We start from the raw sequence: 14,656 nt of genomic DNA, 5'->3' as shown, positions 1-14,656 counted from the left end.
CCGGGCATTTTAGTTACTTAGCGTCGTCCGGCAAAGCATAAGCCACGATATAGTCGCCCATCTTCGTGCCAAACGAACCATGACCACCTGCGGAGATGACTACGTACTGTTTGCCGTTCACTTCATACGTCATCGGCGTTGCCTGGCCACCGGCAGGCAGACGACCTTCCCACAGCTTGTCGCCGTTGGTCATGTTGTAAGCACGCAGGTAGTTATCCGCAGTTGCCGCTACAAACAGTACGTTGCCGGCAGTGGAAATCGGGCCACCCAGCATTGGCATCCCCAGATTGAACGGCAGCTTAAACGGCATCGGGAACGGCAGGCTGTCCTGCGGCGTACCGATACGTTTTTTCCAGGCAATCTGGTTGGTTTTCAGATCCAGCGCGGAGATATAACCCCAGCCCGGCTGTTTACACGGCAGGCCAAACGGTGACAGGAACGGGTTCAGCGTCACGCCATACGGCACGCCGTACTGTGGCTGAATGCCGGTTTCAGTACCTGAACCTTTGGCGTCTTTCGGCGGCTCAATTGGGTTACCCGGGCCGCGTGGGATCAGGCGTGATACGAACGGCAGGGCAATCGGGTTGGCAATCGCCACCTGACGGTTCGGATCGACAGAAATCCCGCCCCATTCGAACATCCCCAGGTTACCCGGGAACACCAGCGTGCCTTGCTCAGACGGTGGCGTGAAGATGCCCTCGTAGCGCAGTTGATGGAACATCACGCGGCACACCAGCTGGTCAAACATGGTGGCGCCCCACATGTCTGCCCCGGTCAGATCTTTCTTCGGACGGAAGCTCAGATCGGAGAACGGTTGAGTCGGGCTCAGACGGTCGCCTTTGGCGGCACCCTGCGGTACCGGTTTTTCAGGAGCAGGTACCACCAACTGTCCGTTACGGCGATCCAGCACGAAGATGTTACCGGTTTTCGCCGGTGCGTAGACCACCGGCACGGTTTTACCGTCAACGGTGATGTCCGCCAGCGTCGGCTGGGCAGGCTGGTCCATGTCCCACAGATCGTGATGAACGCTCTGATAGCTCCAGGCCAGTTTCCCGGTGGTTGCATTCAGCGCCACAATCGAGCTGGCATAGCGTTCCTGTTCTGGTGTGCGGTTGCCACCCCAGATATCCGGTGTGGTGACGCCCATTGGCAGATACACCAGATCCAGCTTCGCGTCATAGGCGGCAGGCGCCCAGGAGTTCGGCGAGTTCAGGCTGAACTTGTGTTCGTCATTTGGAATGGCATTCGGATCTTTTGCGCCCGGATCGAAGGCCCACAGCAGCTTACCGGTGTTGACGTCGAAGCCGCGAATGACGCCGGATGCTTCACGCGTGGAGAAGTTATCCGTCACGGAACCGGCAATCACGATGATTTTGTCGGTCACAATCGGCGGTGATGTCGGCTCGTACATGCCCGGCGTGGTCACTGGCTGATTAGTTTGCAGGTTCAGCACGCCTTTGTTGCCGAAGGTTTCGCACAGCTTGCCGGTATCGGCATTCAGTGCAAACAGACGACCATCGTTCACCGGCAGCAGGATGCGGCGCGGGCAGTCGGCGACGACGTCAGCAGGCGCGCTGTCTGCTTTGGCTTCGTGATAAGACACGCCGCGGCAGGTCACGTGCTGGAAGAAGGTGTTGGTGTTGAGCTGCGGATCGAAGTGCCATTTCTCTTTGCCGGTCGCGGCATCAAGCGCGAACAGACGCTGGTGCGCGGAGCAGAGATAGAGCATGTTGCCAACTTTAATTGGCGTGACTTCGTTGGTGATTTCACCCGGATCGTTCGGCTGCTTAAGGTCACCGGTGCGGAAGACCCAGGCCTCTTTCAGCTGATGAACGTTATCGGCGTTGATCTGCTTCAGCGGTGACCAGCGCTGACCTTCCTGGTTACGGCCATATGCTGGCCAGTCCTGATCGGCAACCTGGGAAATCGGAGCCGCTGGCGTCACTTCCGTGCTCAGCGTGCCGTTGATTTCCTGCGGGTCGTGGAAGCCTGCCCAGGTCAGAATCCCTGCGCTGACTAACAGCACCACCACCAGCGCGGCAACCGCCCCGGATGAAGGCACAATCAGACGACGCCAGACGAACGGCAGGATAAGCCAGATGCCGAAGAAGACGAGGATATCGCTGCGCGGCGTCAGCGCCCAGAAGTCGAAGCCGACTTCCCAGACGCCCCAAATCATGGTCGCCAGCAGCACCAGCGCATACAGCCACAGCGCCGCGCGCTTACCGCGCCACAGCATTGCGGTGACGGCCAGCATCACAATCCCGGCAATGGGGTAATACCAGGAGCCGCCCAGCGAGACGAGCCAGACTCCGCCAATTAACAGATACAGCCCGCAGAAGGCTGCAAACAGCGCCGTCAGCTTCACCAGAAGCCCGGTCTGTTGTGGTTTTGTTTCTGCCATAGAAAGCACACCTATAAGTCGTTAATTTTTTAATAGCAATTAAGTATAGGATTTAACAAGTGTGATCGGAATCACAAATCTTGCTTTCTTATCTCATACCCCCGAAAAAGTGTTTTACTGGTATACTGCGTGGCTTGCCGATCAACGGCGCGTGCTGAGGTACGTGTGGTTGAGAGATTTATCTCTGAAATCAGATGGTTAGTTAAATGAAACATACTGTTGAAGTGATGATCCCGGAAGCGGAGATCAAAGCGCGAATCGCCGAATTGGGCCGTCAAATTACCGAACATTATCAGGACAGCGGCAGCGACATGGTGCTGGTTGGCCTGCTGCGCGGCTCATTCATGTTTATGGCAGACCTGTGCCGTGAAGTGCACGTCTCCCACGAAGTCGATTTTATGACGGCGTCCAGCTACGGCAGCGGTATGTCGACCACCCGTGATGTGAAAATCCTGAAAGATCTGGATGAAGACATTCGCGGCAAAGACGTGCTGATCGTCGAAGACATCATCGACTCCGGCAATACGCTCTCTAAAGTGCGCGAAATCCTGAGCCTGCGTGAGCCTAAATCACTGGCGATTTGTACGCTGCTGGATAAACCGACCCGCCGTGAAGTTGAGGTGCCGGTTGAGTTTGTTGGCTTCTCGATTCCGGATGAATTTGTTGTGGGTTACGGCATTGACTACGCACAGCGCTATCGCCATCTGCCGTATGTCGGCAAAGTGGTGCTGCTGGACGAGTAAATTGGGCAGGGTGCGGCTTGATGCCCTCTCCCCAACCCTCTCCCACGGGAGAGGGTGCAAACATAAAAAAACGGCGCCTTATTAGCGCCGTTTTGCATTTACCTCCGCCACCCGGCTTTTTTACAGATGTTATTTGTGATTGACGTGGCGAGTGTGCAGGTTGGAGATGCCTTTGCGGTAACCCTGTTCCAGGCTTTCGCGGTTGGTGGCGGTCACGTCGAGATCGCGAAGCAGCCCATCATGGATGCCATACGCCCAGCCGTGAATCGTCACTTTCTGCCCGCGTTTCCACGCTGACTGCATAATCGTTGAATGACCGAGGTTATAAACCTGCTCCATCACGTTCAGCTCGCAGAGCGTGTCCATGCGCCGCTCCTGGGGCATTTCGCCGAGCAGTGAGCTGTGCTTAAACCAGATGTCACGGATGTGCAGTAGCCAGTTGTTGATAAGGCCCATCTCCGGGTTTTCAACCGCCGCCTGCACGCCACCGCAGCCGTAGTGACCACAGATGATGATGTGTTCGACTTCCAGGACGTCCACCGCATACTGCACGACGGAGAGGCAATTTAAATCAGTGTGAACCACCAGGTTGGCCACGTTGCGGTGAACAAAGAGCTCGCCCGGCTCCAGGCCGGTCAGGCGTTCTGCCGGAACGCGACTGTCAGAGCAGCCAATCCATAGAAAACGCGGTTTCTGTGCCTGAGACAGTTTCTCAAAAAAACCGGGATCCTCTTCCACCAGCATTTTTGACCATAGTGCATTATTGCTGATGAGTGTATCTATGTCGTTCATGGAGGCTAATGACCTGTAACCCTGTAAGTGCGTTGCGCTAATATAGGTCAACTGGGCTTTATTTAAAACCACACTTCGATTTCAAGATTTTAAAAAGAGAAAATGAATGACCATTGCACTTGAATTGAAACAGCTGAAGAAGACCTATCCGGGCGGCGTTCAGGCGCTGCGCGGTATCGACCTGACGGTCGAGGCAGGGGATTTTTATGCCCTGCTCGGGCCAAACGGCGCAGGGAAATCCACCACTATCGGCATTATCAGCTCGCTGGTGAATAAAACCTCCGGTCAGGTGAACGTCTTCGGCTATGACCTTGAAAAAGACGTTGTGAACGCTAAGCGTCAGCTCGGGCTGGTGCCACAGGAGTTCAACTTCAACCCGTTTGAAACCGTCCAGCAGATTGTGGTGAACCAGGCGGGCTACTACGGCGTAGAGCGCAAAGAGGCGATTGCCCGTAGCGAAAAATACCTGAAGCAGCTCGATCTGTGGGAAAAGCGTAACGAACGTGCGCGCATGTTATCCGGTGGGATGAAGCGTCGTCTGATGATCGCTCGTGCGCTGATGCATGAGCCAAAGCTGTTAATTCTGGATGAACCAACCGCAGGCGTGGATATCGAGCTGCGCCGTTCGATGTGGGGCTTCCTGAAGGATCTCAACGATAAAGGCACCACCATTATTCTGACCACCCACTATCTGGAAGAAGCTGAAATGCTGTGCCGTAATATCGGCATTATTCAGCACGGTGAACTGGTGGAAAACACCTCGATGAAAAATCTGCTGTCGAAGCTGAAGTCAGAGACGTTCATTCTCGATCTGGCGGCGAAAAGCCCGCTGCCGAAGCTTGAAGGTTATCAGTATCGTCTGGTTGATACCTCGACGCTGGAGGTGGAAGTGCTGCGCGAGCAGGGGATTAACAGCGTTTTTGCGCAGCTGAGCGAGCAGGGCGTGCAGGTATTAAGTATGCGTAACAAAGCCAACCGTCTGGAAGAGCTGTTCGTGACGCTGGTACACAGTAAGACAGGAGAGCAGGCATGATGCAGCTGTATTGGGTGGCGCTGAAGAGTATCTGGGCCAAAGAGATCAACCGCTTTATGCGGATCTGGGTTCAGACGCTGGTGCCGCCGGTCATCACCATGACCCTCTATTTCATTATTTTTGGTAACCTGATCGGCTCACGCATCGGTGATATGCATGGTTTTACCTACATGCAGTTCATTGTGCCAGGTCTGATCATGATGGCGGTGATCACCAACGCCTATGCCAACGTGGCCTCATCCTTCTTCAGCGCCAAGTTCCAGCGCAACATTGAAGAACTGTTGGTGGCCCCGGTGCCGACGCACGTGGTTATTGCCGGTTACGTCGGCGGCGGCGTGGCGCGCGGGCTGTGCGTGGGGATTCTGGTGACGGCGATTTCGCTGTTCTTCGTGCCGTTCCAGGTTCACTCCTGGCTGTTTGTCGGCCTCACGCTGCTGCTGACGGCGATCCTGTTCTCGCTGGCGGGTCTGCTGAATGCAGTCTTTGCCAAAACGTTTGATGATATCAGCCTGATCCCGACCTTCGTGCTGACGCCGCTGACCTACCTCGGTGGGGTGTTCTACTCGCTGACGCTGCTGCCGCCGTTCTGGCAGGCGCTGTCGCACCTGAACCCAATTGTCTACATGATAAGCGGCTTCCGCTTCGGCTTCCTCGGCATCAGCGATGTGCCGCTGTTTACCACCGTGGCCGTGCTGGTGGTGTTCATCATCGCGTTTTACGCGCTGTGCTGGTATCTGATTCAGCGTGGACGTGGCCTGCGCAGCTGATCTGCTTCTAACCGGGCAGAGTATTGCTGCCCGGTTAACCCAAACTTGATCGATCGCACCCCTCCTCAACCTTCACTCCGCTAAACTACTCGTCTGCTAAGGAGATGAGCAATGTTGGGTTGGGTGATTGCCTGTCATGACGATCGGGCGCAGACGCTGCTGGATCGGCTGGAGAAAAAGTATGGGCCGCTGCCGCAGTGTCGGGCGGTAAACTTCTGGTGTGGTCTCAGCACCAATATGCTTAGCCGCATGATGTGCGATGCGCTGCATCAAACCGATAGCGGCGACGGCGTGATTTTTCTCACCGACAGCGCGGGTGATGCACCTTACCGTGTCGCTGCTCTTCTGAGCCACAAGCACTCTCATTGTGAAGTTATCTCCGGCATCAGCTACCCGTTGATTGAATCTATGCTTCCCCACCGTGAAAGCCTTAATAGCGAGGCGTTTCGTCATGCCATTGTGGCGCAGGGAACACCTGAAACCAGCAGCCTCTGGCACCAGCAGCAAAAGAATCCGCCCTTCGTCTTGCTCCATGATTTGTATGCCAATTAACCGTGGGTATTAATGAGACATTTGTTACACTACGGGCTGACTTATCGCACCGGTTAAAGCGCATGCTAATACGCGTTATTTTCTCCTTTCTGATCCTCATGTCTGGCAGCGCCTTTGCCAGCCTGCTGAGCCAAAACGGGCAGCCCGCTCGTTATATGCAAACCACCGAAGATGCCACCATTTGGGCGCAGGTGGGTAATAATGTGGTGACCGTTGGCAACGTGCGTGCCGGGCAAATTCTTGCCGTTGTGCCCACAGCGGCCGATTATTACGAATTCAGCTTTGGTTTCGGGACCGGGTTTATCGATAAAGGCCATCTCGAACCGGTGCAGGGCAAGCAGCGGGTGGAAGACAGCCTCGGCGACCTGAATAAGCCGCTCAGCAATCAGAACCTCATCACCTGGCGCGACACGCCGGTCTACAACGCTCCAAATGCGGGCAGTGCGCCGTTTGGTATGCTGGCGGATAATCTGCGTTATCCGCTGATCGCTAAGCTTAAAGACAGGCTTAATCAGACCTGGTTTCAGATTCGTATCGGCAACCGCCTGGCGTGGGTCAGCAGCCTTGATGCGCAGCTTGATAACGGTATTCCGATACTGACCTATCACCACATTCTGCGCGATGAAGAGAACACCCGTTTTCGCCATACTTCGACCACCACCTCCGTGCGCGCGTTCAGCAACCAGATGACCTGGCTGCGCGACCAGGGCTACACCACCCTGTCGATGTACCAGCTGGAAGGCTATATCCGTAATAAAATGAATCTGCCTGCCCGCTCCGTAGTGATTACTTTTGATGATGGCCTGAAGTCAGTTAATCGCTATGCATATCCGGTTTTGAAAGAGTACGGCTTTAAGGCGACGGCCTTTATTATTTCGTCACGCATTAAGCGCCATCCGCAAAAGTGGGATCCGAAATCGCTGCAGTTCATGAGTATTTCCGAGCTGCGGCAGATTCAGGACGTGTTTGATATTCAGTCGCATACCCACTTCCTGCATCGGGTGGACGCGTATCGTCGGCCGATTCTGCTGAGCCGCAGCTATCACAACATTCTGTTTGATTTCGAGCATTCCCGCCGCGCGCTGAGCCAGTTCAATCCGCACGTACTTTACCTCTCGTATCCGTTTGGCGGCTATAACGCAACGGCGCTGCAGGCGGCGAACGACGCCGGTTTTCATCTGGCGGTGACGACGGTGAAGGGGAAGGTGACGCCGGGCGATAATCCGTTCTTGTTGAAGCGATTGTATATCTTAAGAACGGATTCGTTAGAGACGATGTCGCGGCTGATCAGCAATCAGCCGCAGGGGTAGGGTTACGCAACCTGAACCGGAATGGCTTTTGCGGTGCGTTTCATTTCGTTGTCGCCCTCGAAGTAGGCCACGTTCGGACGCCAGGTGCGGGCTTCCGCGTCGGACATGGTGACGAAGCTTGCGATGATCACAATGTCACCGACGTCAGCATTGTGTGCCGCCGCGCCGTTAACGGAGATGATTTTTGAGCCTCGCTCTGCGGCAATAGCGTAAGTGGAGAAACGCTTGCCGTTGTTCACATTCCAGATATCAATGGCTTCGTTTTCCAGAATTCCCGAGGCATCCAGGAAATCCTGGTCGATGGCGCAAGAGCCTTCATAATGCAGGTCCGCATGGGTGACTTTTACGCGGTGGAGCTTGCCCTGCAGCATAGTGCGAATCATAACTTTACCTTTACATTCCTGATGCATCGCCGGGTGGCGCCTGGCTGACCCGGCCTACGTAGGCCCGGCAAACGCTGGCGCCGCCGGGCATATTTCAGGGCAGTATTGCCCGTTTTTTAACCTTTGTCTATCAGCTTAATTCAACGGTTTTATTGTCGATAAGCCGCGCCTGACCCAGCCATGCGGCCATCAGGATCACCGCGCGCTGGCTGCTTTCTGACAGCTCAAGCAGGGTATCGGCATCGCGAATCTGGATGTCATCGGCGCGGAAACCTTTGTCGTTCAGTTCCTGTTCGGCAAGTGCAATCATCTCGTCCAGGCTGCGTTCACCCGCTGTGAGCTTCTCTGCAATCCCGTTCATTACCTTGCTCAGGCCCGGTGCGATTTTGCGCTGATCGCTGGTGAGGTAGCCGTTGCGGGAGCTTAGCGCCAGACCATCTTTGGCGCGTACCGTTGGCACGCCCACGATGTCAATGTCGTAGCCCATATCGGCGACCATCTTGCGGATGAGCGCCAGCTGCTGGAAGTCTTTCTCACCAAAGCAGGCGACGTCCGGCTGCACCAGGTTAAACAGCTTGCTGACGATGGTGGAGACGCCGCGGAAGTGGCCCGGACGGCTCGCACCTTCCAGCATGGTGGAAATGCCCGGTACGTCAACGAAGGTCTGGGTGTCCGTGCCTTGCGGGTAAATATCCGCGGGTGCCGGGGCAAACACGAAGTCGACTTTACGTTTGTTCAGCTTCTCGCAGTCTTCCTGCAGCGTGCGTGGATAGCGAGCCAGGTCGTCGGCGCGGTCAAACTGCATCGGGTTGACGAAGATGCTGGCGACCACGACATCGGCGCGATCTTTGGCTTCATCGACGAGCTTCATATGACCATCGTGCAGGTTGCCCATGGTTGGCACCAGCGCGATGCGCTTGCCTTCCTGACGCAGACGACGGATATGCTGGCGCAGCAGCGGCAGGGTTTCGATAATCAGCACAACAAACTCCTTAATGGAAACTGTGTTCTTCGCCCGGATAGACACCGGATTCGACCTCGGCAATATACTGCCGCACGGCGGCGCGCATGTCGCCCGAATCCGTCAGGAAATTTTTCGCAAATTTAGGGATATGGCCGCCGGTAATGCCGAACGCATCGTGCATCACGAGGATTTGCCCGTCGGTGACGTTGCCTGCACCAATACCGATAACCGGAATGCTCAGCGCTTCGGTAATGCGTTTTGCCAGCGCGACCGGCACGCATTCCAGTACCAGCAGCTGAATGCCTGCGGCTTCCAGCGCCAGCGCGTCGTCAAACAGGGTTTGTGCAGCATCGCCGCGCCCCTGAACCTTATAACCGCCAAACACGTTAACCGACTGCGGCGTCAGGCCGAGATGCCCGCACACCGGCACGGCGCGTTCAGCCAGCATTTTCACGGTCGGGGCAAGCCAGGCACCGCCTTCGAGCTTCACCATGTTGGCGCCCGCACGCATCACGACGGCGGCGTTTTCAAAGGCCTGCTCTGGCGTGGCATAGGCCATAAACGGCAGGTCAGCCAGCAGCAGACAGTTTGGTGCGCCGCGACGCACGGCGCGAGTGTGGTAGGCAATGTCTTCAACGGTGACTGGCAGCGTTGAGTCGTGCCCCTGAACGGTCATACCCAGCGAGTCACCGACCAGCATGACGTCGATCCCGGCGTCGGCGAACAGTTTCGCAAAGCTGAAGTCATAGGCGGTAATGGTGGCGAAGCGTTTCTTTTCCTGCTTGCACTTCTGCAGCAGGGAGATGGTGGTAGGTTTCATAGGGTTTCCTGATAACGAAAGCCGAATCTGGGGGCATTGTATCAGGCGTGCCGGGGCGGGCAATCGGTTTCCCGTTTACCAGTGAGCAGGTTTTGTGCTGTTAAGCGTTTGCAGGAGTGAGGTCAGCGATGTGCCGTCAGGGAAAATCAGGTCCGGTGCAATTTCGGCCAGCGGCCAAAGCATAAAGCCACGGTTATGCATGTCGTAGTGCGGCACCGTCAGGCGATCGGTGTGGATCACGGCATCGCCAAATAGCATGATATCGAGGTCCAGCGTGCGCGGGCCCCAGCGCTCCTCTTTACGAACACGGCCCTGCCGGATCTCAATGCGCTGAGTATTATCCAGAAGGATTTCTGGCTCCAGCCTTGTGTCGAGCGCCACGGCGGCGTTGAGGTAATCAGGTTGATCCTGCGGGCCCAGCGGCGGCGTGCGGTAAAACGATGACACGGAAGCGATCTTCGTTTCAGGGATCTCGCCGAGCGCGGCAATCGCGGCATTCACCTGATCGAGCGGTGAAGCCAGATTGCTGCCGACGGCGATATAAACGCGTGTCACGCGTTTCCACCCTGGCGCGGCGCGCGCTTGCGTGGACGGCGATGACGACGGCGCGCGGCCGGTTCTTCATCCAGGCCGTTGAGCATGTCTTTCTGCGCCGGAGGAGCCGCGACCTGGAATTCGCCCCACCACTGCGTCAGACGCTGCAGTTCGTGGTTGCCTTCTGCTTCGGCACGCAGCGCCAGCAGATCGTAGGCGGCGCGGAATTTCGGATGCTCCATCAGCTTCCAGGCACGTTTACCCTGACGACGTGACATACGCAGCTGAAGCTGCCAGATGTCGCGCACCAGCGTGGTAATGCGTTTTGGAATGGCGAGCGAACGGCAGCCTTCGTCGAGCACGTCGTTCATTGCCAGCGCGAAAGCGTCATAGTAGGCCAGGCCACTTTCCTGGGCGATGCGCTGAGCGGTTTCCAGCAGCGGATACCAGAACATGGCGGCAAACAGGAACGCCGGGTTGACGCGCATATCGTTGTGAATGCGGTTATCGGTATTTTTCAGCACCTGGCTGATGATGCGCTCCATCGGGCTGTCACCGTTTTCGGTGAAGTAGCGGGTGATGGTCGGGAACAGCGGCTGGAACAGGCTGTATTCGCGCAGCAGCTTGTAGGTTTCGAAACCATAGCCGGCCTGAAGCAGCTTCAGAGATTCTTCAAACAGGCGCGCAGGTGGCACATCGTTGATGAGCGTGGCCAGGCGTGGGATCGGCTCAGCCGTGTCCGGGCTGATACTCATATTCAGCTTGGCGGCGAAACGCACCGCACGCAGCATGCGCACCGGATCTTCGCGGTAGCGGGTTTCCGGATTGCCAATCAGGCGAATCACGCCGTCCTGTAAATCACGCATGCCGCCGACGTAATCACGTACGGTGAAATCTGCCACGCTGTAGTAAAGGCTGTTGATGGTGAAGTCACGGCGCTGGGCATCTTCTTCGATGGAGCCGAAGATGTTGTCGCGCAGCAGCATGCCGTTCTGGCCGCGCTGAGAGGTGGCGCGGTCGTCCGGCGAGCCGTCGTGATGGCCACGGAAGGTGGCGACTTCAATGATTTCCGGGCCAAACATGACGTGGGCCAGGCGGAAACGGCGACCGACCAGGCGGCAGTTGCGGAACAGCTTGCGCACCTGCTCAGGCGTGGCGCTGGTCGTCACGTCAAAATCTTTGGGTTTTTTGTCCAGCAGCAGGTCACGTACGCCGCCGCCGACGAGATAGGCCTCATAGCCCGCTTTGTTCAGGCGGTAGAGCACCTTGAGGGCATTTTCACTGATATCTTTGCGGGAAATAGCGTGCTGCTCACGCGGAATGACCGTCATTTCTGGTTTTACGTCGACGGTTTCAGCCCCGGTTTCATCACGGGTTAGCACCTTACGGCAAAAATTAGCGACTCGGGTAAAAATGTTACACCTCGGTTATCGTGTCAGTCGGAAGTCGTGAGGACAAAAAATTGCGGCTAATCATAGCTCACCGGGGAGCATTTGAGAATCTTTTACCGCCGTAAGGCTCCAGTTCGCTACTGCATTTTCCAGCAGGCTCTCAAGTGAGCAATCCTGCCACTCATTAACAATAGTCTGATTAAGAAACTGTAATGCCCGAATAATTTCCGGGCGCGGATCGCCGGTGGATAGTGCAGGGGCATGATTCTGTTTTGATAATTTCGCGCCGTCGTGATTCAGCGCCAGCGGCAGGTGAATATAATCAGGTTCACTCCAGCCGAAATGCCGGTACAGCGATATTTGCCGCACGGTAGGCTCAATCAAATCTGCGCCGCGTACTATCTCCGTCACGCCCTGAAAATGGTCGTCGACCACAACGGCAAGGTTGTAGGCGAATAACCCGTCCCGGCGATGAATAATAAAATCTTCGCGGGCAAGCGGTTCGTTGGCGACAATATTGCCGCGCAATCCATCGTGGAAATTTAAAACCGGGTAAGTCTGGCGCAAACGCAGCGCCGCATTTTGCGGGCCGAGGTGTAATTCGCGGCAGTGGCCGTCATAAATTCCACCGACGCTCTGAATACGCGCACGGGTGCAGGTGCAGTAATAGCTCCGTTCCTGCTCGTGCAGCCACGCCAGCCTTTCGCGGTAGGCTTCGTGGCGCTGAGATTGCCACAACACTTCGTCGTCCCAATGCAGACCATAATGTTCCAGCTGACGCAGAATTGTGTGTGCGGCACCGGGAACTTCACGGGGGGGATCGATATCTTCAATGCGGACCAGCCACTTTCCCTGACGGGCTCGGGCCTGTAAATAGCTGCCGAGAGCGGCAATCAGTGAACCAAAATGGAGTTCACCCGAAGGGGAAGGCGCAAAGCGCCCGATATAATCAGAGTTTGCCATGTCTAAGGTTCAGAAAAGAACAAGGCGGGAGAGTGCTCCCGCCATGGTAGATGATGCAATTAGGTGGCTTAGCCAGCCATTTGCTTTTCGCGGATTTCCGCCAGCGTTTTGCAGTCGATGCAAAGATCGGCAGTTGGACGCGCTTCCAGACGACGAATTCCGATTTCCACACCGCAGGATTCGCAGTAGCCGAAATCTTCGTCTTCGACCTTCTTCAGCGTTTTCTCGATCTTTTTGATCAGCTTACGCTCGCGGTCACGGTTACGCAGTTCGAGGCTGAACTCTTCTTCCTGAGCGGCACGGTCTACCGGGTCCGGGAAGTTGGCAGCTTCATCCTGCATGTGTGTCACGGTACGATCAACTTCATCCCTGAGTTGGTTACGCCACGCTTCAAGAATACGCTTGAAGTGAGACAGCTGGGCTTCGTTCATATACTCTTCACCCGGCTTCTCTTGGTATGGCTCCACCCCAGCGATGGCGAGAATACTCAGGGACGATGTTTTACGGATTTGCCCTTCTTGCATGTTGCTTCTCCTTAACACGCACTATCGATCCCCATGTGGGGGAAAAATCAGGCCGCTATAAATAGCAGATGCTTTTCAGGATAGCAATTGTCTAAACGTAACACTTGACAACCCTGTGAGGAAAAGCGTATTTGCGCACGCGACCAGCACATTTATTGTTCAGCCGTTATCACCGGTGAAAGCACCACGGGCAACGGCTCTATCAGAGTCATATTGTCGGCAGAAAGTTCCGCTTTATAAGCCAGAATTTCCACCCCCTTGTTTTGTGCCTCAATCAACAATTGCGCGTATTTCGGATCGATATGGCGCGCGGGTGAAAAACGGGTAATGGCAGAGTGAAGGACCGCAAATAACACCACGGCACGATCGCCTGAGGCCGCCACCCCCATCAACTCTCGCAAATGCTTTTGGCCACGCTCCGTTACCGCATCGGGAAAATAACCGTACTCTTTTTCCGCCAACGTGACCGATTTCACTTCAATATAGCAGTTGCGGCGGTTATCTGCCTGTAACATAAAATCAATCCGGCTGCGTTCTTCACCGTATTTCACTTCATTTTTCAACACGCTATAGCCAGAAAGTTCCGAGATGACGTTCGCCTGGATCGCTTCTTTTACCAGCTGATTGGCCCGTAATGTGTTGACACAAATAAACGCGCCGCTTTGCGTCTGCGTGACTTCCCAGGTATTCGGGTATTTACGGGTCTTACTGTCCGACGTGGAATACCAGACGGTATCGCCCGGCGTAGCACAGCCGGTCATTGCGCCGGTATTGGGACAATGCAAAGTGAGTACTTCCCCTTCAGGGGTGACGACATCAGCCAGAAAGCGTTTATAGCGTTGAATTAAACGGGCGGACTTCAGCGGCGGAGAAAATTGCATAGCGATCCTTGTCAGTCGTTGAGCGTCCAGCGCTCAAGGCGGGTGTAGCGGGTGCGCCCGCGGGAAAAATCAGAACTGTACAGTCCGAATGCCGTCACCGGCACCTGCCAGCTAAAGCCTGGCGCGGGAATGGGTACCGCGTGGGCGGTATTGCGCAGCAGCGTGATGTGCGGGTGAAACGGCTGTGGGCTCTGGTAACAGCCGCTGCGTGCTGCCTGAGCGCGAAGCATATTCGCCAGCTGCAGCAACCCACGAGGAGGCTGGCGCGTACCGAGCCACACCACCTGTGAACGCAGCCATTGTCCGGCATCGTTCAGAGCCAGCGTAAATTCCGGCTGGCGAATGCGTCCGGCCATTGTCGCCAGCGCCCGCTGTTTTTCTGCACTGACTTCACCGAGAAACGCCAGCGTCAGATGCAGGTTTGCTGCCGCGATCGGGCGCCCGACGTCGGCGGGAAAATTTGCGGCTCGCCAATGGATAATCTGCTGCTGAACGTCGTCGGGCAGTTCAAGGGCGAAAAACAGTCTTTTGGGTTCAGGCATGCGCGGGGCTCGGTAATGATTTGGTGCAATGCTACAATGCCGGGCCCGTTAAA

General features: G+C 55.9%; 16 protein-coding genes. 5 read left to right on the top strand and 11 right to left on the bottom strand.

Going from position 1 to position 14,656, the window contains the following annotated elements; all coding sequences use genetic code 11:
• Positions 1 to 13 precede the first annotated feature (13 nt).
• Complete coding sequence (locus tag AB1287_RS20050) at positions 14 to 2,404, bottom strand: glucose/quinate/shikimate family membrane-bound PQQ-dependent dehydrogenase (protein ID WP_312626175.1); 2,391 nt, start codon at positions 2,402 to 2,404, stop codon at positions 14 to 16.
• Positions 2,405 to 2,610: 206 nt separating this feature from the next.
• Between AB1287_RS20050 and hpt the strand changes: the two genes are divergently transcribed.
• Positions 2,611 to 3,147, top strand: a complete 537-nt coding sequence (gene hpt / locus AB1287_RS20045) for a hypoxanthine phosphoribosyltransferase (protein WP_312626176.1) — start codon at positions 2,611 to 2,613, stop codon at positions 3,145 to 3,147.
• 129 nt (positions 3,148 to 3,276) lie between these two features.
• Here hpt and can read toward each other — a convergent pair whose 3' ends face one another.
• Positions 3,277 to 3,939 (bottom strand): carbonate dehydratase, encoded by a 663-nt coding sequence (gene can, locus AB1287_RS20040; RefSeq protein ID WP_312626177.1) that lies wholly within the window; start codon positions 3,937 to 3,939, stop codon positions 3,277 to 3,279.
• 106 nt (positions 3,940 to 4,045) lie between these two features.
• Between can and AB1287_RS20035 the strand changes: the two genes are divergently transcribed.
• The 4 genes from AB1287_RS20035 to AB1287_RS20020 all read left to right on the top strand — a co-directional run bounded on the left by AB1287_RS20035 (position 4,046) and on the right by AB1287_RS20020 (position 7,601).
• The gene (locus AB1287_RS20035) at positions 4,046 to 4,972 is read left to right on the top strand and encodes an ABC transporter ATP-binding protein (RefSeq protein WP_312626178.1); all 927 of its coding nucleotides are present in this window, start codon (positions 4,046 to 4,048) and stop codon (positions 4,970 to 4,972) included.
• A complete protein-coding gene (locus AB1287_RS20030; RefSeq protein ID WP_312626179.1) occupies positions 4,969 to 5,739 on the top strand; it encodes an ABC transporter permease in 771 nt (256 codons plus the stop codon). Before AB1287_RS20035 ends, AB1287_RS20030 begins: the two co-directional genes overlap by 4 nt.
• A 111-nt stretch (positions 5,740 to 5,850) precedes the next feature.
• Positions 5,851 to 6,291, top strand: a complete 441-nt coding sequence (locus AB1287_RS20025; protein WP_312626180.1) for a PTS sugar transporter subunit IIA — start codon at positions 5,851 to 5,853, stop codon at positions 6,289 to 6,291.
• Positions 6,292 to 6,353: 62 nt separating this feature from the next.
• Positions 6,354 to 7,601, top strand: a complete 1,248-nt coding sequence (locus tag AB1287_RS20020) for a polysaccharide deacetylase family protein (RefSeq protein ID WP_312626182.1) — start codon at positions 6,354 to 6,356, stop codon at positions 7,599 to 7,601.
• A 2-nt stretch (positions 7,602 to 7,603) separates the two neighbouring features.
• On the opposite strand, the gene panD is transcribed toward AB1287_RS20020, so the two are convergent.
• The 9 genes from panD to thpR all read right to left on the bottom strand — a co-directional run bounded on the left by panD (position 7,604) and on the right by thpR (position 14,603).
• On the bottom strand, positions 7,604 to 7,984 hold the full coding sequence (panD, locus tag AB1287_RS20015; RefSeq protein WP_312626183.1) for an aspartate 1-decarboxylase: 381 nt from the start codon (positions 7,982 to 7,984) through the stop codon (positions 7,604 to 7,606).
• A 130-nt stretch (positions 7,985 to 8,114) separates the two neighbouring features.
• Entirely contained in the window at positions 8,115 to 8,966 is an 852-nt protein-coding gene (gene panC / locus AB1287_RS20010) for a pantoate--beta-alanine ligase (RefSeq protein WP_312626185.1), read from the bottom strand.
• Between the two features lie 10 nt (positions 8,967 to 8,976).
• The gene (gene panB / locus AB1287_RS20005) at positions 8,977 to 9,768 is read right to left on the bottom strand and encodes a 3-methyl-2-oxobutanoate hydroxymethyltransferase (RefSeq protein WP_435618868.1); all 792 of its coding nucleotides are present in this window, start codon (positions 9,766 to 9,768) and stop codon (positions 8,977 to 8,979) included.
• A 75-nt stretch (positions 9,769 to 9,843) separates the two neighbouring features.
• The gene (folK, locus tag AB1287_RS20000; RefSeq protein WP_435618867.1) at positions 9,844 to 10,323 is read right to left on the bottom strand and encodes a 2-amino-4-hydroxy-6-hydroxymethyldihydropteridine diphosphokinase; all 480 of its coding nucleotides are present in this window, start codon (positions 10,321 to 10,323) and stop codon (positions 9,844 to 9,846) included.
• Positions 10,320 to 11,717, bottom strand: coding sequence for a polynucleotide adenylyltransferase PcnB (gene pcnB, locus AB1287_RS19995; RefSeq protein ID WP_312626280.1), 1,398 nt, complete (start codon positions 11,715 to 11,717; stop codon positions 10,320 to 10,322). Before pcnB ends, folK begins: the two co-directional genes overlap by 4 nt.
• A gap of 57 nt (positions 11,718 to 11,774) precedes the next feature.
• Positions 11,775 to 12,656: a tRNA glutamyl-Q(34) synthetase GluQRS gene (gene gluQRS, locus AB1287_RS19990; RefSeq protein ID WP_435618866.1), complete on the bottom strand. Its 882-nt coding sequence runs from the start codon at positions 12,654 to 12,656 to the stop codon at positions 11,775 to 11,777.
• Positions 12,657 to 12,724: 68 nt separating this feature from the next.
• Entirely contained in the window at positions 12,725 to 13,180 is a 456-nt protein-coding gene (gene dksA, locus AB1287_RS19985) for an RNA polymerase-binding protein DksA (RefSeq protein ID WP_097162920.1), read from the bottom strand.
• Between the two features lie 152 nt (positions 13,181 to 13,332).
• The gene (gene sfsA / locus AB1287_RS19980; RefSeq protein ID WP_312626192.1) at positions 13,333 to 14,061 is read right to left on the bottom strand and encodes a DNA/RNA nuclease SfsA; all 729 of its coding nucleotides are present in this window, start codon (positions 14,059 to 14,061) and stop codon (positions 13,333 to 13,335) included.
• An 11-nt stretch (positions 14,062 to 14,072) separates the two neighbouring features.
• Positions 14,073 to 14,603 (bottom strand): RNA 2',3'-cyclic phosphodiesterase, encoded by a 531-nt coding sequence (thpR, locus tag AB1287_RS19975; RefSeq protein ID WP_312626194.1) that lies wholly within the window; start codon positions 14,601 to 14,603, stop codon positions 14,073 to 14,075.
• Positions 14,604 to 14,656 lie beyond the last annotated feature (53 nt).

It is taken from the genome of Scandinavium sp. UTDF21-P1B (assembly GCF_040750395.1).
In the GTDB taxonomy this organism is placed as follows: domain Bacteria; phylum Pseudomonadota; class Gammaproteobacteria; order Enterobacterales; family Enterobacteriaceae; genus Scandinavium.
This window is presented reverse-complemented; position numbering and strand designations above follow the sequence as displayed.

Bases quoted from the DNA above. Each gene is read 5' to 3' on its own strand.
- AB1287_RS20050 (WP_312626175.1), bottom strand. From the start codon at position 2,404: ATGGCAGAAACAAAACCACAACAGACCGGGCTTCTGGTGAAGCTGACG.
- hpt (WP_312626176.1), top strand. From the start codon at position 2,611: ATGAAACATACTGTTGAAGTGATGATCCCGGAAGCGGAGATCAAAGCG.
- can (WP_312626177.1), bottom strand. From the start codon at position 3,939: ATGAACGACATAGATACACTCATCAGCAATAATGCACTATGGTCAAAA.
- AB1287_RS20035 (WP_312626178.1), top strand. From the start codon at position 4,046: ATGACCATTGCACTTGAATTGAAACAGCTGAAGAAGACCTATCCGGGC.
- AB1287_RS20030 (WP_312626179.1), top strand. From the start codon at position 4,969: ATGATGCAGCTGTATTGGGTGGCGCTGAAGAGTATCTGGGCCAAAGAG.
- AB1287_RS20025 (WP_312626180.1), top strand. From the start codon at position 5,851: ATGTTGGGTTGGGTGATTGCCTGTCATGACGATCGGGCGCAGACGCTG.
- AB1287_RS20020 (WP_312626182.1), top strand. From the start codon at position 6,354: ATGCTAATACGCGTTATTTTCTCCTTTCTGATCCTCATGTCTGGCAGC.
- panD (WP_312626183.1), bottom strand. From the start codon at position 7,984: ATGATTCGCACTATGCTGCAGGGCAAGCTCCACCGCGTAAAAGTCACC.
- panB (WP_435618868.1), bottom strand. From the start codon at position 9,768: ATGAAACCTACCACCATCTCCCTGCTGCAGAAGTGCAAGCAGGAAAAG.
- gluQRS (WP_435618866.1), bottom strand. From the start codon at position 12,656: ATGGCAAACTCTGATTATATCGGGCGCTTTGCGCCTTCCCCTTCGGGT.
- dksA (WP_097162920.1), bottom strand. From the start codon at position 13,180: ATGCAAGAAGGGCAAATCCGTAAAACATCGTCCCTGAGTATTCTCGCC.
- sfsA (WP_312626192.1), bottom strand. From the start codon at position 14,061: ATGCAATTTTCTCCGCCGCTGAAGTCCGCCCGTTTAATTCAACGCTAT.
- thpR (WP_312626194.1), bottom strand. From the start codon at position 14,603: ATGCCTGAACCCAAAAGACTGTTTTTCGCCCTTGAACTGCCCGACGAC.